The sequence below is a fragment of the Mycobacterium avium subsp. avium genome (assembly GCF_009741445.1).
GTDB lineage: Bacteria > Actinomycetota > Actinomycetes > Mycobacteriales > Mycobacteriaceae > Mycobacterium > Mycobacterium avium.
Map to the genome: position 1 here is coordinate 325339 of NZ_CP046507.1, position 23496 is coordinate 348834.

General features: G+C 67.9%; 19 protein-coding genes and 6 pseudogenes. 7 read left to right on the forward strand and 18 right to left on the reverse strand.

The features are described 5' to 3' along the window. Positions 1-23 precede the first annotated feature (23 nt). The 8 genes and pseudogenes from MAA44156_RS01600 to dacB form a co-directional block, all read right to left on the reverse strand. Positions 24-1214: a PPE family protein gene (locus MAA44156_RS01600; RefSeq protein ID WP_156649240.1), complete on the reverse strand. Its 1191-nt coding sequence runs from the start codon at positions 1212-1214 to the stop codon at positions 24-26. A 24-nt stretch (positions 1215-1238) separates the two neighbouring features. After that, positions 1239-1550: a PE domain-containing protein gene (locus tag MAA44156_RS01605; protein WP_003876365.1), complete on the reverse strand. Its 312-nt coding sequence runs from the start codon at positions 1548-1550 to the stop codon at positions 1239-1241. Between the two features lie 273 nt (positions 1551-1823). Next, complete coding sequence (locus tag MAA44156_RS01610) at positions 1824-2222, reverse strand: VOC family protein (RefSeq protein WP_009974739.1); 399 nt, start codon at positions 2220-2222, stop codon at positions 1824-1826. A gap of 16 nt (positions 2223-2238) precedes the next feature. Continuing rightward, entirely contained in the window at positions 2239-2817 is a 579-nt protein-coding gene (locus tag MAA44156_RS01615; protein WP_009974737.1) for a TetR/AcrR family transcriptional regulator, read from the reverse strand. Continuing rightward, entirely contained in the window at positions 2817-3599 is a 783-nt protein-coding gene (locus MAA44156_RS01620) for an enoyl-CoA hydratase/isomerase family protein (RefSeq protein ID WP_009974735.1), read from the reverse strand. The genes MAA44156_RS01615 and MAA44156_RS01620 overlap by 1 nt, the downstream gene beginning before the upstream one ends. Positions 3600-3706: 107 nt before the next feature. Next, positions 3707-3862 (reverse strand): annotated as a pseudogene (locus tag MAA44156_RS23400) (ATP-binding protein); the annotation flags it as partial. Then, positions 3860-4279, reverse strand: a pseudogene (locus tag MAA44156_RS01625) (zinc-dependent metalloprotease); the annotation flags it as partial. The pseudogenes MAA44156_RS01625 and MAA44156_RS23400, both read right to left, overlap by 3 nt. Then, positions 4276-5661 (reverse strand): D-alanyl-D-alanine carboxypeptidase/D-alanyl-D-alanine endopeptidase, encoded by a 1386-nt coding sequence (gene dacB, locus MAA44156_RS01630; RefSeq protein WP_010948859.1) that lies wholly within the window; start codon positions 5659-5661, stop codon positions 4276-4278. The gene dacB and the pseudogene MAA44156_RS01625, both read right to left, overlap by 4 nt. A 121-nt stretch (positions 5662-5782) precedes the next feature. On the opposite strand from dacB, the gene MAA44156_RS01635 reads away from it, so the two are divergent. Beyond that, a complete protein-coding gene (locus MAA44156_RS01635) occupies positions 5783-6271 on the forward strand; it encodes an inorganic diphosphatase (protein ID WP_009974729.1) in 489 nt (162 codons plus the stop codon). On the opposite strand, the gene MAA44156_RS01640 is transcribed toward MAA44156_RS01635, so the two are convergent. After that, positions 6252-7340, reverse strand: a complete 1089-nt coding sequence (locus MAA44156_RS01640; RefSeq protein ID WP_011723621.1) for a DUF475 domain-containing protein — start codon at positions 7338-7340, stop codon at positions 6252-6254. The genes MAA44156_RS01635 and MAA44156_RS01640 overlap by 20 nt on opposite strands. A gap of 127 nt (positions 7341-7467) precedes the next feature. Between MAA44156_RS01640 and MAA44156_RS01645 the strand changes: the two genes are divergently transcribed. From MAA44156_RS01645 to MAA44156_RS01655, 3 genes are read left to right on the forward strand one after another with little or no spacing between them, the layout of a single operon-like run. Beyond that, positions 7468-8718, forward strand: a complete 1251-nt coding sequence (locus tag MAA44156_RS01645; RefSeq protein ID WP_009974726.1) for a hypothetical protein — start codon at positions 7468-7470, stop codon at positions 8716-8718. Between the two features lie 35 nt (positions 8719-8753). Next, a complete protein-coding gene (locus MAA44156_RS01650; RefSeq protein WP_003873265.1) occupies positions 8754-9455 on the forward strand; it encodes a polyprenyl-phospho-N-acetylgalactosaminyl synthase PpgS in 702 nt (233 codons plus the stop codon). Continuing rightward, positions 9452-9793 (forward strand): DUF2304 domain-containing protein, encoded by a 342-nt coding sequence (locus MAA44156_RS01655; protein WP_003873266.1) that lies wholly within the window; start codon positions 9452-9454, stop codon positions 9791-9793. The genes MAA44156_RS01650 and MAA44156_RS01655 overlap by 4 nt, the downstream gene beginning before the upstream one ends. Here MAA44156_RS01655 and MAA44156_RS01660 read toward each other — a convergent pair. Next, complete coding sequence (locus tag MAA44156_RS01660; RefSeq protein ID WP_009974723.1) at positions 9790-10731, reverse strand: NAD-dependent epimerase/dehydratase family protein; 942 nt, start codon at positions 10729-10731, stop codon at positions 9790-9792. The two genes, MAA44156_RS01655 and MAA44156_RS01660, sit on opposite strands and share 4 nt — an antisense overlap. Between MAA44156_RS01660 and MAA44156_RS01665 the strand changes: the two genes are divergently transcribed. Next, positions 10697-12514: a hypothetical protein gene (locus MAA44156_RS01665; RefSeq protein WP_029248363.1), complete on the forward strand. Its 1818-nt coding sequence runs from the start codon at positions 10697-10699 to the stop codon at positions 12512-12514. The two genes, MAA44156_RS01660 and MAA44156_RS01665, sit on opposite strands and share 35 nt — an antisense overlap. A gap of 154 nt (positions 12515-12668) precedes the next feature. Here the strand turns inward: MAA44156_RS01665 and MAA44156_RS01670 are convergent. Then, positions 12669-13313, reverse strand: a pseudogene (locus MAA44156_RS01670) (IS481-like element ISMav5 family transposase); the annotation flags it as partial. A 120-nt stretch (positions 13314-13433) separates the two neighbouring features. Here MAA44156_RS01670 and MAA44156_RS01675 point away from each other — a divergent pair. Next, positions 13434-14444, forward strand: a pseudogene (locus tag MAA44156_RS01675) (IS256-like element IS1245 family transposase); the annotation flags it as partial. A 100-nt stretch (positions 14445-14544) separates the two neighbouring features. On the opposite strand, the gene MAA44156_RS23485 reads toward MAA44156_RS01675, so the two are convergent. From MAA44156_RS23485 to MAA44156_RS01690, 4 genes and pseudogenes are all read right to left on the reverse strand, one after another. After that, on the reverse strand, positions 14545-14976 hold the full coding sequence (locus tag MAA44156_RS23485) for a DUF6262 family protein (protein ID WP_009980034.1): 432 nt from the start codon (positions 14974-14976) through the stop codon (positions 14545-14547). Further along, entirely contained in the window at positions 14966-17197 is a 2232-nt protein-coding gene (locus MAA44156_RS01680) for a tyrosine-type recombinase/integrase (RefSeq protein WP_024637620.1), read from the reverse strand. The genes MAA44156_RS23485 and MAA44156_RS01680 overlap by 11 nt, the downstream gene beginning before the upstream one ends. Continuing rightward, on the reverse strand, positions 17194-18300 hold the full coding sequence (locus MAA44156_RS01685) for a site-specific integrase (RefSeq protein ID WP_029248429.1): 1107 nt from the start codon (positions 18298-18300) through the stop codon (positions 17194-17196). The genes MAA44156_RS01680 and MAA44156_RS01685 overlap by 4 nt, the downstream gene beginning before the upstream one ends. A 125-nt stretch (positions 18301-18425) precedes the next feature. Further along, positions 18426-19436: pseudogene (locus MAA44156_RS01690) on the reverse strand (IS256-like element IS1311 family transposase); the annotation flags it as partial. Between the two features lie 288 nt (positions 19437-19724). Between MAA44156_RS01690 and MAA44156_RS01695 the strand changes: the two are divergent. Then, on the forward strand, positions 19725-20156 hold the full coding sequence (locus tag MAA44156_RS01695) for a hypothetical protein (RefSeq protein ID WP_080679922.1): 432 nt from the start codon (positions 19725-19727) through the stop codon (positions 20154-20156). 731 nt (positions 20157-20887) lie between these two features. Here MAA44156_RS01695 and MAA44156_RS01700 read toward each other — a convergent pair. From MAA44156_RS01700 to MAA44156_RS01710, 3 genes and pseudogenes are all read right to left on the reverse strand, one after another. Next, positions 20888-22132 (reverse strand): annotated as a pseudogene (locus MAA44156_RS01700) (HNH endonuclease signature motif containing protein). Positions 22133-22186: 54 nt separating this feature from the next. After that, positions 22187-22516 carry a GNAT family N-acetyltransferase gene (locus MAA44156_RS01705; protein WP_003875502.1) on the reverse strand — a complete coding sequence of 110 codons (330 nt, stop codon included), beginning with the start codon at positions 22514-22516 and terminating at the stop codon, positions 22187-22189. After that, positions 22503-23495: a pirin family protein gene (locus tag MAA44156_RS01710; RefSeq protein WP_009974196.1), complete on the reverse strand. Its 993-nt coding sequence runs from the start codon at positions 23493-23495 to the stop codon at positions 22503-22505. Before MAA44156_RS01710 ends, MAA44156_RS01705 begins: the two co-directional genes overlap by 14 nt. Position 23496: the final 1 nt, after the last annotated feature.

Below are 23496 nucleotides of genomic sequence, written 5' to 3' on the forward strand. Positions count from 1 at the left end.
TCACCCTTCACCAGGGGGTCTGCTCACACTCGGTCGTCGACGACCCGCACGGTCGCGGGCTCTTCGGCCTTGTCACGGGATCCGCGTTGGCCTCCCGCCCCGTGCCCGACGGGCATACCGCCCATCGGGGCTCCACTCATCGTCGTGGTCTGCGGTCGCAGAGCCTCGGCGCCTAACGCCCCGGCCGGCCGCAGCCCCACCGGCCGGCCACTGGTGGCGGGCTCGAAGGCGCTGACCGGACGGGTGAAACTGGTTGCGGGCACGCCCGCGCTGCCCAGGGATCCGGCGCCACCGGCACCGGCTTCCGCGGCGGAGAGCCCGGTGGTGGCGGAGACGGCCGAGACTCCCGGCGCCGCCCCACCCATGCCCATGGCGCCGGGGTTGGCGAACATACCCATCATCGATTGCAGCGGCTGCATCATCTGCATCGGGGCCTGCATCATCTGCATGGAGGCCTGCATCGCCTGCGGCACCGCTCCCATCAGCTCCTGCACCGGTTGCATCAGGCTGCTCATCTGGCCGCCCAGGTCCTGGCCGCTCGACGCGGCCTGCCCCGCGCCCTGGGTGCCGGTCTGCACGCCCTGGTAGGCGGCGCGCATGCCGTCGCCGGCGGCGACGTTGGCCGCGGACTCGCCGATCGCCGAGACCGCCTCGGCCGGCGCGGCCGGTGAGGCGCCCATGGACGCGATCGGCGGCGCGATCGCCAGGCTTTCGGCCAGCGCCGTCAGCACCGCCCCGTAGCTGGCGCCGACGGCCGAGTTGTTGGGCCACATGGAGCCGTAGTACTCGAGTTCCAGCGACGCGATCCGCGGCGTCAGCGCGCCGAGGACCAGCGGGTTGATGCCGTAGTCGGTCGCGGTCTCGGTCCGGTTGGCGATGCATTCGGGCGCCGGGCGCATCGAGCCGTAGGCCATCTGGTAAGCCGAGATGGCGGTGGCCACCACCGCCGGCTTGACGTCGACCCAGCCGGCCAGGCCGTGCAGCGACGCGTTGAGCATGGTGACGTTGGCCGCCGAGGCCGCCGACCCGGCGCCCAGCCAGCTCGCCGAGGTCGCGGCGGTGTTGATCGCCGATGCGACGCCCGAGGCATGGTGGGTGGCGGCCAAGGTCGTCCAGGCGGTCTGGTTGGCCACGTGAGTGCCCACCCCGACGCCTGCCTTGAGCAGCATGTCGTTGTCCTCGGGCGTACGCGCAGCCCATCCGGGATCGGCCATGCGTACTTCCCCCTTTGACCAGGTTTAGAGGACGCTGCTGATTCCCATGGCCAGCGAGCGCATCGCCTCGGTGGTGGTGTACACCCCGGACGCCATCCCCTGCGCGCCGGCGAACAGGCCGCGCTGGGCGGCGTGCTCCGAGACGACCCCCAGGTAGCTGGCCCCGCAGGCGTTCAGCGCCGCCGCGAACATGGCCGAGTCGGGGTCACCGCCCATCGGCATCACGCCCAGCAGTGCGGGCGACGCCGCCGAGGCGGCCGCCTCGGTCTCGGCGCTGATCGCCGACTCGGCGCCAGCCGACGCCAGAACCATCTCTGACTGCACCGACACAACCATGGTTTCCCTCCGAATGCTCAACGCCAACCGACGTGCTTGGGGCCATAGTGTAGTGCGCTTTCGCTGATCTTGTATTCGGTACGGATCCTGCCGGGCACCCGGCCCGGAATTTCGATGCTCAACTCTGCTCTCAACCGGCTTCCACACGCCTTCCAAACGGCTCCCAAACGTGAAATTCCTGAGTTCCCATAAGGAGTCGGCGATAAACCTCAACGACCACTCCGGACTCGGCTGTCACAAAAATCCCGGAAGTCGTGCGGTCGGGGCCGTCGGCTAATCCCGGTCGTGGTGGCAGACGGCCTCGAGTTTGATGCCGAAGGGGTCGTACCAGAAGGTGGCGTAATAGTGGCCGGGATATTGCGGGAAATGGCGCGGCGGGTAAATGACGGTGCCGCCAATTCGAATTACATGGGTGTGCACCTCGTGCACCGCCGAGCGTCCTCGCACCATGAATGCCAGGTGCTGAAGGCCGGTGCGTTGTGCCGAGTACTCGTGCGGCTCGGCCGCGGGATAGAAGAACAGGTAGGTGCCCGGCTTGTTGCCGGCCGGTCGATAGGAGAATTCGTCGGCGGCGGCAAAGAACGGCTCGAATCCGACCAGCGGCATCAGCGCGTCGTAATACCGCTTGGCGACGGACAGGTCGGGCACGTTGATGCCGAGGTGGCCGAGCATGAGTCGAGTCGCCCGGTCAGCCGCGGTCGGTGGCCGCGCGCAGGGTGTCGGCGACGACGCGGCCCGTCTCGCGCAGCGGCCGGGTGCTGCGGTGCGCCCGGGCGAGCAGGATCGCCCCCTCCAGGCTGGCCACCGCGAACGTCGCCAGCCGGCGGGCCTGCGCGGTCGGGACGCCCGCGCCGATCAGTTCGGCGGCCACCCGGGACTGCCAGGACGCGAACACCGCCTGGGTGGCTTGCCGCAGCGCCTCGTTGCTGCTGGCGACCTCGCAGGCCACCGTGCCGATCGGGCAGCCGTCGGCGTAGTCGGTTTCCTGCAGGGCGCGGGCGGCCCAGTTGAACCACGTGACGGTGGCCTGCCCGATGTCGGTGGACCTGGCGAACACCCGGTCGAGCAGTTCCCGGTAGCGCTCGGCGGTGTGGGCGATCGCCTGCACGGCCAGGTCTTGCTTGCCGCCGGGGAAGAAGTGATACAACGAGCCCAGCGGGGCCCGGCTCTCGGCGACGATCTGTTTGAGGCCGGTGCCCGAATAGCCTTGGCGCCGAAAGAGTCCGGTGGCCGCGGTCAGGAACCGTTCGCGGGTCGCCGTGGCCATCAGTGGCCCCGCATCCCGACCGCGGCGATGATCTCGCGGGCGCTGTGCCGATCGATGGAGTAGGCGCTCATCGCCTCCCGCTCGAGTTGCTCGTCCAGCGGTCGCCCGACCACGTCGAGCACCGTGTCCTTGGCCGAGCGCACCGCGGCCTGGTGATAACCGGCAATGCGCTCAGCCAGGGCGTGGGCCGCCGTCATCAAGTCGTCGTGGGCCACCACCCGGGTGACCAGGTTGACCTGCAGCGCGCGCTGCGCGCCGATGGGTTCGCCGCTCAATTCCAGATCCAGCGCGACGGCCAGCCCGCAGGTATCGACCAGCCGTGAGATGCCGCCGTCGCCGTGATGAAAACCCAGGCCCACCAACGGCGCACCGAACATCGCCCGCTCGGAGGCGATCCGGATGTCACAGGCCAGCGCCAGCTCCAGGCCGGCGCCCAGCGCCCAGCCGTTGACCGCCCCGATCACCGGCTTGGTGATGCGGTGCAGTCCGCGGGTGATGCCGCCGAAGCCAACGCCTTTGGCGTTGCGGCGCACCGCCGCCGCGTCGGCATCGAGCCATTGGTGAAACCAGGTGTTGCGGTCGGCGCCGGCGCAGAACGCCTCACCCGCCCCGGTCAGGATCGCGACGTCGACGCCGTCGTCGTCGCGGAATTCGGCCCAGATGTCGCGCAGCCGCCGGTCCATCGCCGGATCGATCGCGTTGCGCGAGGCCGGCCGGTCCAGGGTGATGGTGGCGATCCGGCCCCGCTTCTCATACCGGATGTGTTCGGCGCTGGCGTTCATCGATGTACCTTTCGGATCCGCTGCCCCCGGGCAGCAGATTATATAGAGCGCTCTACTAATACAAGGGCGCGTGGCTTGACGTCGAGTGCCCTGTCTTGATCGGCCCGCTACGCCGGTCCGCGCCCGTCCCCGGCGAGCCGCAACAGCAGCCGGGTACCGCCCAGCGGGCTGTTCTGCAATTCGGCTGTGCCGCCGTGTAATTCGGCCTGCTGGGCCACCAGCGCCAGGCCCAGCCCGGATCCCGAGCGCGACGCCGTCGACCCCGCGCCGGCGCCCCGGTCGGTGGCGAACGGGTCGTACTGGCCGAGGATCCCCGACGACACGTAGGCCAGCACCGCGCCGGTCTGCGCGCCGGTGACCCGGCCGGTGAGGAATCCGCGCGGCCGCTCGGTGCCGTTCATCATCACCCGCATCGACTCCGCCGCCGCGGCGATCCACTCCGGGCGGTCGACGATGCGGGCGGCGGGCACCCGGCCGTCGTCGGCGCCGTCGGTGAGCAGGCCGGTGACCTGGCGCACCAACGGCTCGGCCTTGGTGGCGGCGCCGGCGAGTTCGTCGATCACCTGGCGGCGGGTGTAGTCGGTGGACGGCGGGCCGGGCCGGGCCAGCCGCCGGCCGACGGTGGCCGCGAATCGCCAGTCGACGGCGGTACCCAGCGTCAGATCGGGCGCCGGCGTCATGAGCACCCGCAGAACCAGAGCCGGGTGGCCAGCGCGTCCATCGCGTTGCGGCCGTTGGGGCCGGCATCGTTGGAGATGAACGCGAACGTCAGCACCCGCCCGCTGCGGTCGGTGAGCACGCCGGCCAGCGCGTTGATGGCGGTCAGCGAGCCGGTCTTGGCGCGCAGCCAGCCGGCCGGGCCCTGGTTGGTCGAGGCGTCGGTGAACCGGTCGCCCAGGGTGCCGCTGCCGGCGGCGATCGGCAGCAAATCCAGCAGCGCCCGCAGCGCCGGCTGGTCCGGCCCGGCGGCGGCCTGCAGCACGCCGTCGAGCGTCTTGGCGGTCAGCCGGTCGTCGACCGACAGCCCGCTGGAATCCATCAGCGTCGCGCCGGCGGTGTCGACGTGGGCGGTGCTGAGCCGGTTGGTGACCGCGTCGGCCGCACCCGCGAAGCTGCGCGGCCGGTTGATGGCCGCCGCGACCTCCCGGGCGATGCACTCGGCCAGCACGTTGTCGGAGTGGTCCATCATCTCCGACAGCCGCTGCACCAGCGGCGCCGACTGCACGACGGCCAGCTGCCGCGCCCCGGACGGCGCCGTCGCGACCGTCACCGCGTTGGGGTCCAACCCCAGCGCCTTGGCCAGCTCCCGGCCCGCGTCCAGCGCCGGTGTGCGGGTGCGGCGGGAGTTGACCGTGGTGGGCTGGATGCGTCCGGCGTCGATCATCACCGACTCGATCGGCGCAATGTCGCCGTTGTCCACGTCGGAGGGATCCCAGCCCTGCGCCATCGTCGGCCCGCTGAACGCCGAGGTGTCCACCTGCACCGCGGTCGGCGTCACCCCGCTGCGGCGGATCTGCTCGACCAGGTCGCTGATCCGGGCCGCGCCTCGATACCAGGTCGGCTGCCCGGGCGGGGCCGCCGACAGCACCGGGTCGCCCGCACCCACCAGCACGACGGGCCCCTGCGCGTTCTGGCTGCCGGCCACCACCCGGGTGCTGATCCGGGCCTGCCGGTCCAGGGTCAGCAGCGCGGCCGCGGCGGTCAGCACCTTGTTGGTGGACGCCGGCACCAACGGCATGTCGTCGGCAACCTGCCACAGCTCTTTGCCGGTGATGGCGTCGGTGATCCGGCCGCCCAGCCGGCCCAGGTTGGGGTCGGCAGCCACCGGCGCCAGCGCGGCGCTCACCCCGGGTCCGGTGGGTAGCTCGGCGGTGTCGCTGACCGGCAGCATGCCCGGCTTGACCGTGGGTGCATGCGGAGCCGGTATCGGGGCGTGCGCGTTGCCCGCGCCGTGCCCGGTCGTGGTGAAAAACGTTGCCGCAACCACCACGGCAGCGACGAACGCCAGCACGCCCAACCCGATGAACACTGGGGTGGATTTCTGCCAGCGAGTACGGGCCATCACTCTCCTGACTGTCTGCACGCCATTCTGCCGAATCGGCGCCGCCGGGCTCGACTAGGGTGTAGCAGAGCAAAATTGGCCTGCCTTCCCAGACTGCCTACCCAGACAAGGAGCCGACGCGGTGGAATTCGACGTGACCATCGAGATCCTCAAGGGCCAGCGGAACAAATACGAGGTTGACCACGAGACCGGTCGGCTGCGCCTGGACCGCTACCTGTACACCGCGATGGCCTACCCGACCGACTACGGCTTCATCGAGGACACCCTGGGTGAGGACGGCGACCCGCTGGACGCGATGGTGCTGCTGCCGCAGTCGGTGTTCCCCGGGGTGATCGTCGAGGCGCGCCCGGTCGGCATGTTCCGGATGACCGACGAGAAGGGCGGCGACGACAAGGTGCTGTGCGTGCCGGCCGGCGACCACCGCTGGGAGCACATCCAGGACATCGGCGACGTCCCGGAGTTCGAGCTCGACGTGATCAAGCACTTCTTCGTGCACTACAAGGACCTGGAGCCGGGCAAGTTCGTCAAGGCCGCGGACTGGGTCGGCCGCGCCGAGGCCGAGGCCGAGGTGCAGCGGTCGATCGAACGGTTCAAGGCCCAGGGGCACTAGCCCGCCCGGATTCGCGGCGGCGCCGCAGCACGCTGAAGCCCACCGCCGTTCCGATGAAGAACACCCCGACCGACGCGGTCACCGGCTCGGGAACGGTCAGCCGCGGCTCGATGGACGCCAGCATGATCACCGCCAGCGCGCCGATCGCCCAGTGCGCGCCGTGTTCCAGGTACACGTAGCGGTCCAGCGTTTCCTGGTGCACCAGGTAGATGGTGATCGACCGGACGAACATCGCGCCCACCACGCCCAGCCCCAGCACGATGACGACCGGGTCCGAGGTGATCGCGAACGCGCCGGTGACCCCGTCGAACGAGAAGGCGGCGTCGAGCACCTCCAGATAGAGGAACAGACTCAGCCCGGCCCAGCCGGTCGCCGGGCCTGCCGGTTGCGGTTGCCCCACCCCGGACGGCCGAAACGCCCGGCTCAAACCGTTGACCACCAGGTAGGCGACCATGCCCAGCAGTCCGGCGGTCAGCACCGTCACCGCCTCCTGGCTGGAGTGCGTCAACCCGGTGCCGACCAGCACCAGCGTCAGGCCGCTCAGCACCACCGACACCTGACCCAGCCGCCCGATGCGGGCGAACGGAACCTCAATCCACTTGAGCCACTTGATATCTCGATCGATTAGCAGGAAGTCCAAGAACAGCATCAGCAAGAAGATGCCGCCGAACGCGGCGATCTGGGGATGGGCGGCGGTGAGCAGCTTCTGGTAGCTGGGCGAGCCGTCGGGAAATTCCAGCGCGCCGTGCGGGGGCGGGCGCAGCGCCAACTCGAGCGCGCGCACCGGGTCGAGGCCCGCGGTCGCCCACACGATCAGCAACGGGAACAGCAGCCGCATCCCGAACACGGCGACCAGGATCCCGATCGTCAGGAACATCCGCTGCCAGAACCGGCTCATCTGCTTGAGCACCGCGGCGTTGATGACGGCGTTGTCGAAGGACAGCGACACCTCGAGGGCCGCCAGCACCAGCAGCAGGTACAGACTCTTGGGGCCGCCGTAGGCGTATCCGAGGACCAGGGCCGCCGCGGTGACCAACAGCGAGACCCCGAAGGTGCGCAAAGCGGGCACTGCGATCCTTTCCGGCCGCCGCCCACCCTAACCAACACCGATCGCCGCCGCGGCGCACGCTGTGGGCCGCTTACTATTTTCAAATTGTGGCGATACCTCGGGGCAGCGGGCCGAAAGCGCCGCCCCGATGACCGAGATCAGTGCCTCGCAGGGGCCGGTGGCGCGCGGCAGCATGGCCCGGGTCGGGACCGCCACGGCCGTCACGGCACTGTGCGGATACGCGGTGATCTACCTGGCCGCCCGCGACCTGGCGCCGAGCGGCTTTTCGGTGTTCGGGGTGTTCTGGGGGGCTTTCGGGCTGGTCACCGGCGCGGCCAACGGGCTGCTGCAGGAGACCACCCGGGAAGTCCGGGTGATGCCCTACCTCGAGGTCGCACCGGTCAAGCGCACCCATCCGTTGCGGGTCGCCATGCTGCTCGGGGCGGCCGCGGCCGTCGTGATCGCCGGCAGCTCGCCGTTGTGGAGCGGCCGGGTGTTCGTCGAGGCGCGGCCGCTGTCGGTGCTGCTGCTGTCCGTGGGGCTGGCCGGGTTCTGCGTGCACGCCACCCTGCTGGGCATGCTGGCCGGCACCAACGAGTGGACCCGCTACGGCGCGCTGATGGTGACCGACGCCGTCATCCGGGTGATGGTGGCCGCGGCCACCGTGGTGCTGGGTTGGCGCCTGGTCGGCTTCTTGTGGGCGACGGTCGCCGGCGCGGTCGCGTGGCTGATCCTGCTGGCGGCCTCGCCCGCCACCCGCGCCACCGCGCGGCTGCTGACCCCGGGCGGCACCGCGACGTTCCTGCGCGGCGCCGCGCATTCGATCACCGCCGCGGGCGCCAGCGCCATCCTGGTGATGGGGTTTCCGGTGCTGCTGAAGCTGACCAGCGCCGAGCTCGGCGCGCAGGGCGGGGTGATCATCCTCGCCGTCACGCTGACCCGCGCGCCGCTGCTGGTGCCGCTGACGGCCATGCAGGGCAACCTGATTGCGCATTTCGTCGACGAGCGCAGCGACCGGGTTCGGGCGCTGATCGGCCCGGCGGCCATCGTCGGGGCGATCGGCGCGGTCGGAGTGCTGGCCGCGGGCGTGCTGGGCCCGTGGGTGTTACGGGTCGCCTTCGGCCCGCAGTACCAGGCCGGCAGCGCGCTGCTGGCCTGGCTGACCGCGGCGGCGGTGGCCATCGCGATGCTCACCCTGACCGGCGCGGCCGCGGTGGCCGCCGCGCTGCACCGGGCCTACGCGCTGGGGTGGGTGGGCGCCACGGTCGCATCGGGATTGCTGCTGGCGCTGCCGTTGTCGCTGCAGACCCGGACCGTGGTCGGGCTGTTGTGCGGGCCGCTGGTGGGTATCGGCGTGCATCTGGTGGCGTTGTCGCGCGCCGCGCGCCTAACCGGCTGATCCGACCTGCACCGGCGTGTACCTTGTGGGCTTAGATGGGTACTGACACGCATTATTCGGCCGTCTGGGTCGTGATTCCCGCCTTCAACGAAGCCGCCGTCATCGGCGAGGTGATAGCCGATGTGCGTTCGGTATTCGACAACGTCGTCTGCGTGGACGACGGCAGCACCGACGACACCGGCGAGATCGCCCGGCGGGCCGGGGCGCATCTGGTGCGCCATCCGATCAACCTCGGGCAGGGCGCGGCCATTCAGACCGGGGTCGAGTACGCCCGCCGGCAGCCAGGCGCCCAGGTCTTCGCCACCTTCGACGCCGACGGCCAGCACCGGGTCAAAGACCTGGCCGCGATGGTCAACCGGCTGCGGGTCGGTGACGTCGATGTCGTCATCGGCACCCGGTTCGGCACCCGGCAGGGGGCCCGGCCGCCGTTGGTGAAGCGCATGGTGTTGCAGACCGCGGCACGGCTGAGCCGGCGCGGCCGCCGGCTCGGCCTGACCGACACCAACAACGGGCTGCGGGTGTTCAACAAGAAGGTCGCCGACGGGCTGGACATCACCATGAGCGGCATGAGCCACGCCAACGAGTTCGTCATGCTGATCGACGAAAACCATTGGCGCGTGGTCGAAGAACCCATCGAGGTGCTCTACACCGAGTACTCGAGGTCGAAGGGCCAACCGCTGCTCAACGGGGTGAACATCATTTTCGACGGATTTCTGCGAGGAAGGATTCCACGATGAACTGGATCCAGGTGCTGCTGATCGGATCCATTGTGGCGCTGCTGGTTTACCTGCTGCGCTCGCGGCGCAACGCCCGATCCCGGGCCTGGGTCAAGGTCGGCTACGTGGTGTTCGTGCTGGCCGGTATCTATGCCGTGCTGCGGCCCGACGACACCACCGTGGTGGCGAACTGGTTCGGGGTGCGCCGCGGCACAGACCTGATGCTCTACGCGCTGGTGATGGCGTTCTGCTTCACCACGCTCAGCACCTATATGCGGTTCAAGGACCTGGAGCTGCGCTACGCGCGCCTGGCCCGGGCGGTCGCGCTGGAATCCGCGCTGCCGCCCGACCCGAACTAGTTGTGCTGGTTGCGGAAGTACTCGACCGTGCGGGCCACCCCCTGCTGCAGGCCGACCTTCGGTTGCCAGCCCAAAACCCTTGCGGCTAAGCCGATATCGAGGCAGGACCGCTTCAGGTCGCCGAGCCGCGGCGGGTGGAACTCCGGGTCGTCGGGTCCCCCGACGGCGGCCGCGACGGCCGAATGCAGTTGCCGGTCCGAGGTTTCGACGCCGGTGCCGATGTTGAAGCGCTGGCCGCCGCCGGCGTCCCCGGATGCCTTGACGACGGCGTCCACCACGTCGTCGACGAAAACGTAGTCGCGGGTGTTGGTGCCGTCCCCGAAAACCTTGGTGGGCTTGCCCGACAGCAGCGCCTGGGCGAAGATCGCCACCACACCGGCCTCGCCGTGCGGATCCTGGCGCGGCCCATAGACATTGGCCGGCGCGATGTGCGAGCAGTCCAGGCCGTAGAGGTGGCGGAAGGTGTTCAGGTAGATCTCGCCGGCCACCTTGCCCGCGGCATACGGCGAGGCCGGGTCGGTGGGCACCGTCTCGGGGGTGGGATAGGTCGGCGGGGTGCCGTAGATGGAGCCGCCGGAGGAGGTGTGCACGATCTTGCGCACGCCCGTGCGGCGCGCGGCCTCGGCCAGCCGCACGGTGCCGATGACGTTGACCGAGGCGTCGAATTGCGGGTCGGCCACCGAGTGCCGCACGTCGATCTGGGCGGCCAGGTGGAACACCACCTCCGGGCGGTGTTCGTCGAGGATGGCCTCCAGGTCGGCGGTCACGATGTCGGCCTCGACGAACACGTGCGCCGGGTTGCCGACCAGATGCTCGAGGTTGCTCGCGCGGCCGGACGCGAAGTTGTCCAGCCCCACCACCGTGTGACCGTCGGCCAGGAGGCGGTCGACTAGCGTCGAGCCGATGAATCCGGCTGCCCCGGTAACCAGTGCGCGCACCGGCCCACCATACATAGCCCTGGCGGCCGCCGCGCTCGTCGTGGTGCAGCTGGCGGTGCGCGCGGTGCTGGCGTTCGGCGGCTACTTCTATTGGGACGACCTGATCCTGATCGGCAAGGCCGGCACCCACAACCTGCTGGCGCCGTCGTATCTGTTCGACGACCACGACGGGCACCTCATGCCGGGGGCATTCCTGCTCGCCGGCACCATCATCCGGGCCGCGCCGCTGGACTGGACCTGGCCGGCGGTCAGCCTGCTGGTGCTGCAGCTGCTGGCGTCGCTGGCGTTGTTGCGCGCGCTGCACGTGATCCTGGGCTGGCGGCCGGTGCTGCTGATCCCGTTTACGTTCGCCTTGTTCACCCCGCTGGCGGTGCCCGGGTTCGCGTGGTGGGCGGCGGCGCTGAATTCGCTGCCGCTACTGGCGGCGCTGGCCTGGGTGTGCGGCGACGCGATCCTGCTGGTGCGCACCGGGAACCGGCGTTACGCGCTGACCGGGGTGCTGGTCTACCTCGGCGGGCTGCTGTTCTTCGAGAAGTCCGCGGTGATCCCGTTCGTGGCGTTCGCGGTGGCCGCGCTGCTGCGTCATGTGGCGGGCGACGCCGGACCGGGATCCGCGCTGCGCGCGGTGTGGCGGGCCGGCCTGCGGCTGTGGGTGCCGTCGCTGGCGTTGACCGCCGCCTGGGTGGGGCTGTACCTGGCCGTGGTCAACCAGCGGCGGTGGAGTTCGGACGTGGTGATGACGGGCCGGCTGCTGGTGCGCTCGATCACGCACGGCATCGTGCCGGGGCTGGCCGGCGGGCCGTGGCACTGGGACCGCTGGGCGCCGGCCTCGCCGTGGGCCACGCCGCCGCCGCTGGTGATGGCGCTCGGCTGGCTGGCGCTGGCCGGCGTGCTGGCGGTGTCGCTGCTGCGCAAGCGGCGGATCGGGCCGGTGTGGCTGACCGCGGCCGGCTACGCGGTGGCCTGCCAGGTGCCGATCTATCTGATGCGGTCGTCCAAGCAGACCGCGCTGGAACTCGCCCAGACGCTGCGGTATCTGCCGGATCTCGTCGTCGTGCTGGCGCTGCTGGCCGCCGTCGCGCTCAGCGCCCCCAACCGGCCCGCCGGGCCGCGCTGGTTGGACGCCTCACCGAAACGCACGATAGTCGCGTGTGGTTTGGCGGCGCTGTTTTTGGCCAGCAGCCTGTACTCGACGGCCACGTTCCTGACCAGCTGGCGCGACAACCCCGCCCAGCCCTATCTGCGCAACGCCCGGGCCGCGCTGGCGGCGGCGCATGCGGCCAGCGACGCGCCGCTGCTGGACCAGGAGGTCGATCCGCTGGTGCTGCAACGGGTGGCCGCGCCGGAGAACCTGGCCAGCCACCTGTTCGCGCTGCTCCGCGACAGGCCCGAATTCGCTTCGGCGACAACGCAATTGCGAATGCTGGACAGCTCGGGGCGGCTCATCAGGGCGCGGGTGACCTGGGTGCGCACCATCACGCCGGGGCCGATGCCGCAGTGCGGGTATTTCGCGCAGCCGGACCGACCGGCCCGCCTGGTCCTGGACGGGCCGCTGCTGCCGGCCGACTGGACCGTCGAGCTGAACTACCTGGCCAACAGCGACGGATCGATGACGTTGTCGATGACGCAGGGCCCCCCGGTCAAGGTGCCGGTGCATCCGGGGCTCAACCGCGTCTTCGCCCGGCTGCCCGGCGCCGGGGACGCGATCACGGTGCGGGCCAACACCACCGCGCTGGCGCTGTGCCTCGCGTCGGGCCCGGTCGGGTTTCTGGCCCCGGCGTGAGCGCCTCGCCCGCCGCCGTCACGCTGGCGTGACGCTCGGCGCCGACGGTCACGCTGGCGTGACGCTCGGCGCCAGACAAACGGAGCCACTGTTCAGAGTCGGTTGATGGGTGACATTTCTATGTCGGTTGATCCTTGACACTCTGGGTTAGTGGTTAGGCCTGTTCGCGGGTGCGGAAGGCCCGTTTGTTTCTTACCTCTGCATGGTTGGTGCGCGCAGCGGTCTTGACTAACTGGTCGCCGATCCAGAACCGCAGCAGCTCACCGTCGACGTGGACATCGCAGCGGGCCCCGGCGTAGTGGGCTCCCACGCAGACCTGCTGCCAGGCCACACTGACCACCCCGTTGGTCGTTACCCGGCGGCTGACCCAGTCCTGGCCGTCTCGGTCGATGCTGGCGGGTACGTCGTCGCCAGGGCTCACCGGCGAGGCGGTGGCGGTGAACCGTTCGGCTGGGGTGGTCATGTTCAGCGATTGATGCGGACGGGCGGTGTTGTAGTAGTGCACCCATTCGTCGAGGGCTTGCTGAGCCGTCTTCAGATTTGAGAAAGCCCTTGTGTTGCTGAGGAATTCGGCGCGCAGACTGCGGTGGAACCGCTCAATCTTGCCTGTCGTCGTCGGGCTACGCGGCTGGGTGAGCAGGTGGTCGATGCCGTTTTGCCGGCAGATCGCGTCGAAGAGCACCTCCACCGGGGGATGGTTAAACCGGCCGGTGAACACCTTGCCGTTATCAGTCAAAATCTGCTGGGGGGCCCCGTAAGCCGCCAGCGCCGCCCGCAATCCGTCGCAAACCGCGCGGGTAGGGAGCGTCCCGGGGAGTGGTGTAAGTGATGGCGGCGTGTCGGTCCCTGACGTAAGAGGGCCATCGCGTGAGTCTCTGTGGTGAAACGACCAAGAATCACTACCGAGAGGAACATCGCGATGGCCCTGGACCAGTCTGCCTTGCTGGAGGTGCTCGACGCACTGCGCACCGCCGATGCCGGTGAGCGGATCACTCAAGCCGCCGAAACGATCTACCAAGCCTTGATCGACGCGGAGTTGACCGCGTTCATCGGGGCTTCTCCCCATGAGCGCACCGAGACCCGCTCCAATCAGCGCAACGGCTCGCGTCCGCGCACGCTGTCCACGGTCGCAGGGGACCTGGAACTGCGGATTCCCAAGCTGCGCACCGGGTCATTTTTCCCGGCGTTGTTGGAGCGGCGTCGCCGGGTCGATCAGTGCTTGTTCGCGGTGGTGATGGAGGCCTACCTGCACGGCACCTCCACCCGCAAGGTCGACGATCTGGTCAAGGCACTGGGTACCGATACCGGGATCTCCAAAAGCGAGGTCAGCCGGATCTGCAAAGACCTCGACACCGAGGTCGCGGCCTTCCGGGACCGGCCGTTGGGTGATCAGCGCTTTCCGTATGTCTTCCTCGACGCCACCTACTGCAAGGCCCGGGTGAATCATCGGGTGGTGTCGCAGGCGGTGGTCATCGCCACCGGGGTGGCCGCTGACGGGCGCCGCGAGGTACTGGGCTTTGAGGTCGGAGACTCCGAGGACGGGGCGTTCTGGACCGCGTTTTTGCGGTCGTTGAAATCCCGCGGTCTGGCCGGAGTCCAACTGGTCATCTCCGATGCCCATGCCGGACTGCGCAGTGCCATTGACGCCGTGCTGATCGGGGCCGCCTGGCAGCGGTGTCGAGTGCACTTCCTGCGCAACGTGCTCGCCCAAGTGCCCAAGGGCTCCGCAGAGATGGTCGCCGCCGCGATCCGCACCGTCTTCGCCCAGCCAGACGCCGAGCACGTGCGCGAACAACTCGACACCATCGCCGGCATGCTCGGCCGCCAGTTCCCCAAGGTCGAAACCATGTTGCGCGAGGCCGCCGCCGACATCACCGCCTTCGCCGACTTCCCGGTGGCCCACTGGAAAAAGATCTGGTCAACCAACCCCAGTGTTATCTGGAGCACTGTGTGCGATAGCTGTTGTGACCTGCAGGTTTGTGTCGTGGAGGGTGTCCATGACGCGGCTGGAGATCGATATCGGTTGGCGGTCAGCATGGCCCGATCGTTACCGAATCGCGATGCGTCCGTTCATGGTGTCTTCCGGTGTCGTCGCGGAGTTGGCCAAGGGCGCACGCGAGTTGGCGGCGTAGCCGCCGGTTCTCATCGGCGAGTTCGTGGTTGCGGCGGTTGGCGATTTCGAGGCGCTGCCGCAGGGAGTCGTCGCTGGCGCGTTGTCGGGCAGGTAACGGTGTGCTTGGCTCGGGCCGGTGCTGGGCGCGGAGCCGGCAGATCTCGTCTTTGAGGTCGATTTGGGTGTAGATCCACGAGCGGGAGACACCGGCATGGCGGGCGACGGATTCGAAGGTGAGCACGGCGCCGGTCCGGTCGAGTTCGTGCATCGCCGCGATCGCCTTGGCGCGGGTGTGTTCGTGCCGCTGCTGGGCCGCCCGGATGAGGTTGATGCTGTTGTCAGCCCGCATGTTTGGCCTTCCCTGGTTCTGAATCGTTGAGGGCGGTGATGATGGTGTCCAGGTTGTGCAGGACTTGACGGTTCATCTCGGCCAGACGTTGTTGGCCGCGGGCTTCGGCGGCGGTGATCAGCTGCAGAGTCTGTTGCCGCTGCTGGTGGTGCTGGGGCAGGAACTCGGCGGTGGTGAGGAACATCGGGCAGGTCAGGCAGGCGTTGGCGTGCGGGCAGCTCTGCTGCACCGGCAGTCCGCAGTAGCCGTTGGGTAGGGCCTGGGTGGCTCGGCCGAGGCGCTGTTTGGCCCAGGCGGCCTCCGCGATCGGCCCGGACGGGTCGAAAATGATTGTGGCGCCGTGGATGTCGACCTTTCGAGCTGCCTCCCACTGACGGCGCACGGTGGTGTCGTGCAGGCGGGCGTAGTGCCCGGTCATCTGCGCGGAGTCATGGTCGAGGATGCGTCGCACGACCTCTTGCGGGACGTCGCGGTTGATCAGCCGGGTGCCCAGGGTATGGCGCCACTGGTGCGGGGTGAGGTGCACCGGCTGGCCGTGCTCGTCGCGGATGTCGCAGACGGACAGCCAGCGCAACAGCGCCATCCGGTAGGTGGGACTCGCGATCGGGTGGGTGCCGTCAATGTTCTTCGTCGGCCGTGGGAACAACACCGGCGTGCCTGCCGGCCAACGCTGGGAGGTGTGGTTGCGATGTTCGGCGATGAGTTCGCGCAACTGCTCGTCGATGGGCACCAACGCGTCGCGTTTCATCTTGTGGTTGAGGTAGCGCAGATACGGTGCGCCTTCGGCATCGGCGACCACACAATCGCTGCGCAGCCGCAGCGCATCAGTGATCCGTAGCCCGCAACGCATCAAGATGATCGTGATCAACCGGTGAGCGGGGTCGGCGTATCGGGCAAGGTTGTCGGGATCCTCGAGCTGGGTCATGACCTGTTCGGCCAGTGCCCGAGGCAACCGTTCATCGCGTTTGGGGTAGTCCTCGGCGAAGAACATCGCGTCTGCGGGAAGGTCTGTGTCCCAACGGTGTTGGCGGACGGTAGCGAAGAATCGGTTGAGCAGCCCGATATGGGTCCCGCGGCGTTGGGCACCGATGGAGTCGCTGCGCAGGTTGGCCAAATAGCGCTCCAGCACCGGCCGGTTGATCCGGTCGATGCTCTCGACGCCGATGTCGGCGAGGTACCCGGCGAAGCGGGTGAGCGCAACGACCGGCCTGCCGCCGCCGGCTTCCAGACCCAATCCGGTCGATAGCCGCCACCGGACCCACCGCTTGGCCAGATCCCGCAGCCACGGCTGCGGAATACCGTCGAAGCGCAGCGTGCGGTCTCCGTCGTAGCCGAGCCGGCGCATGCGCCAGACTTCGCGCGGGTATTCGGCGTCCCAGCCGCCGGCCTCGGCCAGGTCGGCGATCACCCGGGATGCGTAGCTGAGGAATCCACGGGAGCGAGTGTCGTTGATCGTCGACCGAGCCCAGTCATGCCAGGTGTCCTCGTCGTGGTGGAGCAGGGAGCCCACGCCTGCGGCGGCCAGTGCCTTCACCACGCGCATGACCACGTCCGGGGTGAGCTTGCCCTGCCGATCGTCGTGGCGGCGTTGCAGCACGTACTGCAGTTCCAGCTTCAGCTGACCGATCAGCCGGTCGAGCCGTATCTGCTCACTGGCCAACGGGGCTTCGGCGGCGAAGCGGTCGGCGAACACGTCGATGTCGGGTCTGCCGTTGACCTTCCAGGTGTTGGTGTGGGTTTGGCAGAACGCAGACGTGCCCTGCGGCCAGAGCTCGCAGTGCGGAATCCGGCAGGTCACCCCGGCCGCTGGTTGCTTGAACGGCTGCGGTTCGGCCAGCCATCCGGCCAGGCTGGGGCGCCCGGCGCGTTCCCATCGTTGCGCGTGCAGCCCGCACATGCCGCCACGGGCAGAGCCGTAACCGCAACCGGGCACCCGGCAGCGCTGGTTGGGTTGTCGCCGCCGCCACCGCGGATCGGTCGACACGACAAACTGCTCCACCGACGGGCGTCCTTCGTCGTCCCACCGTTGCCGATGTCCTTCACACAGGCCGCGTCCGCGGGCGGTTCGCCCGCACCCCTCAACCCGGCACTCGGCTCCACCAAACACCGGATCATCGGCACCGAATTCCAGTACATCGCTGCGGAATTCGCTGCGGACCTCGGCCATCAGCTTGCCGATTAGCCCCGACGGGCCGGCGGGCTTCAGCGACGGCGCGCTCATAGCCGCACCTGCCCATCGGTGAACCAGCCTGCCTGTTCCATGACCCGCCGAGCGTCCTCCACGGTGAGGTGCCCATACGTCGTGGTCGTCGTCGCCACGTGCGCATGTCCGAGCAGGTGCGCGACCACCTCGATGCTGACTCCGTCGCGCAGCAGCCGGGTTGCGGCCGTGTGTCGCAGCCAGTGCGGGTCGAAGTCGATCCCGGTCCGCCGGCGCAGCCTCCGCACCAGGTCGTAGACCGCAGCGTAGGTCAGCGGATGCCCCTGCGGGCGGCCCCACAGGTTGACGAACACGTAGTCGCTGTCCAGATCGCCGTACTCGCTGTGAAGGTAGTCGGCGAACAATCGGATCAACGCGCTGCTGACTGGGATCGTGCGGACGGTCTGTGACTTGGCGCGCGCGCCATTGGCGTTATCGCGTCGCCGCACCGTCACCTCATGCTCGGCAGCGGCGATGTCGTTGTGCCGCAAACCAAGTGCCTCACCGATCCGCATCCCGGTGTCGTAGAGCACGGCGAACAGCAATCGGTCCCGCAGCCGACCGCAACCATCCAGGATCGCCTGCACCTCGTCCGGTGAGAGCACCCGCGGCAGCTTCTTCGGCGCCTTCAACGCGATCACCCGCCGCGACCTCGGCGCGCCCTTGCTGATGTGGTGCAAAAACGGCTTCCAACCACCGCGCGCGCCGCCGACCTGCCACGAGGTCAGCAGAGCGCTGACATCCAGCCCATCTCGTGCGGCGTGGGTGTAAAACGCCCCGACCGCCGAAAGCTTGCGGTTCACAGTAGATTCCGTGCAGTGATGCGGCACCGACGGCAACACCGCAACCTGCCCATGCCGGGCCCGCAGCGGCAGCCGCAGCCAGGCCACGAACTCACCTACGTCATCAAGCCGCACCGCCCGCCAGTCCAGCCCACGCTCGGCGAGAAAACCGAACCAGTCCTTGAGATCGTGCGCGTACGCCTTGACCGTGTTCGGTGATCGCTCGATATCGGTCAGATACGCCAGATACCGGTCAACCGCTGCTACCGGAGCGTCGTCGTCGCCGAGAACGGTCCACGACTCACGCAACGAGACCGGCGAGATAACTCGTGCAATCTGCATCGCCCCTCCGCAGGCTCTTGCCTCCTGGACGACTGCAGATAAACACGTCCACCACGCAGAACCTGGGACCTCAACGCCTCGTGTCGGACATCAAGGACACCGCCTGCAGGACTCCAGATAACTGCGGGGTTGTTGGACCAGATCTTTTTCCAGTGCAGGACAGGGAAATCGGCGAATGCGGTGATGTCGTCGGCGGCCTCGCGCAGCATCGTTTCGACCTTGGGCAGTTGGCGGCCGAGCATGCCGGCGATGGTGTCGAGTTGCTCTCGCACATGTTCGGCGTCGGGTTGGGCGAAGATGGTGCGGATCGCTGCGGCGACCATCTCGGCTGATCCCTTGGGCACCTGGGCGAGCACGTTGCGCAGGAAGTGCACCCGGCATCGTTGCCAAGATGCGCCGATGAGGATGGCCTCGATGGCGCTGCGCAACCCGGTGTGGGCATCAGAGATCACCAGCTGCACCCCGGACAGGCCGCGGGTTTTCAGTGAGCGCAGAAACGCCGTCCAAAACGCGCCGTCCTCGGAGTCACCGACGTCGAAGCCGAGCACTTCACGGCGTCCGTCAGCCGCGACACCGGTGGCGATGACGACCGCTTGGGAGACCACCCGATGGTTGACCCGAGCCTTGCAATAAGTGGCGTCGAGGAACACATACGGGAAGTGCTGCTCGGATAGAGGCCGGTCCCGAAAGGCGCCTACCTCGGTGTCCAGATCGGCGCAAATCCGGGAGACCTCGCTTTTGGAGATGCCGGCGTCCGCGCCGAGGGCTTTAACCAAATCGTCGACTTTGCGGGTGGAGGTGCCGTGCAAATAGGCCTCCATCACCACCGCGAACAAGCACTGATCGACCCGGCGGCGCCGCTCCAGCAGCGCCGGGAAGAACGAGCCCGACCGAAGCTTGGGAATCCGCAACTCCAAATCGCCAGCGATCGTCGACAGTGTGCGCGGCCGAGACCCGTTGCGCTGGTTGGTTCGTGATGCGCTCCGTTCATGCGGACCGGCGCCGATCACCGCCGTCAGCTCCGCATCGATGAGTGCCTGATAAATCGTCTCGGCGGCCTGCTTGATCCGATCAGCGGCATCGGCATTGCGTAATGCGTCCAGCACCTCCAGCAAGGCAGACTGGTCCAGGGCCATCGCGATGTTCCTCTCGGTAGTGATCCTTGGTCGTTTCACCACAGAGACTCACGCGATGGCCCTCTACATCAGCACCGACACGCCGCCACTATTTACACCACGCCCCGGGACGTTCCCTGTTCTCGACTTCGCAATCGCCAACCGAGACACCATAAAGCTGTCAACTTCAATCGATAGGGTTCTGGACAACACGTATACCGCCGCGGAACTCCGCTATCTAAAGGCTCATGGCTACCAAGTCGTCGACGGCTATACCCTAGTTCCACCCAAGATCGGAGGTTAGCGCGGATGAAAGCGCTCCTTGAATTTATCGTTCAATACTGTGGCTTCCTCTACCTCAACCCCGGCTACAGAATCACGAACTCGGCCACCCGAGGCTTGGCCGACATCGACGCATCGATTACGTTCACCGGCGAGGAGATCGGGTGGCAGATCATTAATGATCGCGGGCTCATCTACTTTGCTGCGGCGCCGTCACAAGGTGTGTCCGACGATTCGTATGCACTTTCCCTTATTCGTCAATACCTAGAACGCGGCGAGGATGTCGGTGCTGGCCCCGCGATCGACGAGGCGAGCTGGTTGAGCGCAAACTTGAGCCGGATCGAGCGGCTATTTACCGATGAATCGAACGCTGCGCGCGTCTGCGACGAACTTGCCGATCTACGACGCTCCAATTCATTCAAAAAATGGGGATGGCCCAAACCGGAGGAAACCGACTAGCGGCAAATCCTAGACCAGTGGAGTCCGCGGCCGATAATACAGAGCTTGCTACGGTGGCTTTTACATACTTCACTTCCTGTATTTAGACGCTCGATATCGCCTCGCCGATTCGACGACATCCGGAAGTCCGACAAGCAAATCTTCATTGACTTTGACTGGCCCGGTTGTCAGTTGGGAGCTGATTAATGACAGGGGCCAGTTCGGATGATGAAACGAATGCGGTATCGCCGGACGAGACCATTGCATGGATCCGAAGCAACTTGAGCCGCATCGAGCAATTCTTCACCGCGGCCAAGCGGAGCATTCGTGTGAGCAACTCATTGATCTCGCAAAGGCCCTTGCAACAAAGTACTTCGGCTCATCACAGGAGTGAAGCTGCTGCCGAACGGCGACCAGGTGCTGGCGGTGAAAGAGCGTTCATTATGCGCCTGTACCTAACCCGCCGCGCGAGGGGCTACCAATGCAGCCACTGCGGAACTTCCGGCGTGGCCGGATCTATGAAGTCCTCGAGTTTGGATGCGTCTCGAGCACACGTGGCGTTGCGCCGAGCAGATGGTCAGAGAAGGCATCGCATAATCGGTCGAAACTGGGCAGCCGAACACCCGCTCAACTTCAGTGACGAACCATCCCCGGGGCCGTTCAAACGTTCCACGGCCTGGTCGGACCGATGGTCCGCGGGAGCAACAGATCGCGAAACACGTTGTCACACCGGGTAATTGAGCCCCACCCGGCTAGTTGGTTGTGGGTGGTGGTTGGGGTTGGAAGGGGTCGTACCACCACCAGTCGGCGCGTTGGCCGAGGGGTCCGGGACAGGGTGGGACGGCGGGTGGGGGTCTGGTCGGTTTGCGGGCCAGTGATCCTGGTTTCAGGTGGCGCCCGGAGCTGTCGGTGACGAGGAGGGTGTCGGCGGGGCCGGTGATGGTGATCTCGCCGCGGTGGTGGGCGCGGTGGTGATAGGGGCAGACCAGGACCAGGTTGGACAGTTCGGTGGGGCCGCCGTCTTCCTAGTGCCGCAGGTGGTGGGCGTGCAGGCCGCGGGTGGCGCCACAGCCGGGGATCGCGCAGCCGCGGTGGCGGTGTTCGAGGGCGCGGCGTAGCCGCCGGTTGATCACCCGGGTCGAGCGGCCCGCACCGATGGGTTGGCCGTCGCGTTCGACCCACACCTCGCAGGTGGCATCACAGGTCAGATAGCGGCGCTCGGCGTCGCTTAGCAGCGGGCCCAAATGCAGGCCGGCGACGCGTTGGGCGGCGTCGAGGTGGACCACCACGGTGGTGTGGTGGCCGTGGGGGCGGCGGTGCGCCTCGGCGTCCCAGCCGGTTTCGATCAGGCGGATAAACGCCTCCAGCGTGCCCGGCAACGGCCGGACCTGCTCGCCGGCCCGGTGGTTGTGGTCGCGTTTCCATTCGGCGATCAGCGCTTCGCGGTGCGCGGCCAGGGCGGCGTCGAATGTGGCGGCATCGAGGCGGTCGAGCGTGATCCGCCAGCAGCTGAGCTCCTCGTCGGAGGTCTTGGTGAGGCCGGGCTGCGGTGCCGGCTTGGCCTCGGGTTGGGGCCGCGGTTCCAGCTTGACCGCGGTGCGCAGCTGGTTGACCGTGGCCACCGCGGCCAGCTGCGCGTAATGCTCATCGGATCCCTCCCCGGCACGCTGCGCGATGACTCCGAGCTGGTCCAGCGACAACCGGCCCTCCCGCAGACCGGCCGCGCAGCGGGGAAACGAGTCCAGCCGGCGGGCCACGGCCGCGATCGTCTCGGCATTGCCCGGTGAGCAGCCCGTCTTCCAGGCCACCAGCGCGCCAAGAGACCGCGCCCCGGTGGCTCCCCACAGCTGCTCGCGCTCGATCTGCGCGACGATCTCCACGATGCGCCCATCAATTGCATTACGCTGCCCGGTCAACTCCGCCAACTCGTCAAACAGCACCGCCAACCGATCGCAAGGACGCACCTCCACCTCAGCTGCCAGCACGCTCGAGGACATGACAACATCATGACAGCGGGGTCCGACAAGTCGCGTCGGCTCGATCTGCGCCAGCTACGAATGCACCCACCGCGTGATCTCGGGAGTGACGGGATCGGTGATGTCGTCGAATTCCGGATGCTTCTTGAGCACGGTGCCGATCATCGAGCACACCGGGACAATGCGCTTGCCCTCATTCCGGGCCTCGTTCAGCGCCTCCTCGACCAGAATGGTCGCCAGGCCGCGTCCGCCGTACGCCGGATCGATTTCGGTGTGGTAGAAGACGCGCTGGTCACCGCGGTCCTTGAAATCGGCCAGTCCCACGGGTTTACCCTCGACGGCGATGGTGTACTTGCCGTCCTGAAGGCTGACCGTGGTTTGTGCTCCGGTCTTATCGGTTGTCATTTGTGCTTCCCTTTCTTTCCGGCATCGGTCGGGGCCGCAGCCGAGCGGTCGGCAACGGCGGGGCGGGCAGCCGGCTCAGCGCACCACGGTATCCCCGCACCGCGCCGAACCGCTCGTCGCCGTCCTCCCACAATCGGCGGTAACCGACGATGTCCTCGTGGCTTCGCCCGACGAAGTTCCACCACATCACCAACTGTTCGGAAAACGGTGTGCCGCCGAGCAATAGCACCCGCCCGGGCGTATCCCCGGCGTTGCGCAGCTGCACCGCGGCGCGTCCCGGCCCCAGATATGCCAATTCGGCGACGGACAGGGGCTTCTCGTCGACATGAACCGCGCCCGCATCGCAGAGCAGCCCGTGTTCGAAGTCGGGGTCGAGGTCGAGGTCCAGCTGGGCGCCGGCGCCGAGATCGATCTGGGCGCCGACCAGCGGCGTGAAAGTCCTTACCGGCGAACGGCTTCCGTGTAGCTCGCCGAGAAACACCCGCGCCTGCGCGCCGGGTAGTGAGATCGGCGCGGGCGCATGATGCGCGAAGTCCCGCGCGGTGTCGCGATCGGAGTCGGGCAGCGCCACCCACAGCTGGACGCCGTGCAAAGCCCCCGAGCCCACCGACACTTCGGAATGGCAGATACCGGCGCCCGCGGTCATCAGGTTCAGCTCGCCGGGCCGAACGGCCGCGTGTACGCCGGCGCTGTCGCGGTGTTCCACTTCCCCACTGAACAACCAACTCACTGTCTGTAGTCCCGTGTGCGGGTGCGGCGGCACGTCCATCCGGGTGTGGGCCGGTCCGTAATGATCGATGAAGCACCATGCCCCGATCAGCGAACGTTCGCGTTGCGGCAACGTGCGTTGCACCCGCAGCGCCCTCGGCCCGCCCAGGGGAACCTCGCGCGGACGCAGGATCTGCACGGCCGGCGAGGCGTCGCGATCCCGCGAAGCGGCGCAGGCGACTTCGGCCGGTGCGGCTTCAAGGTTGCTCATC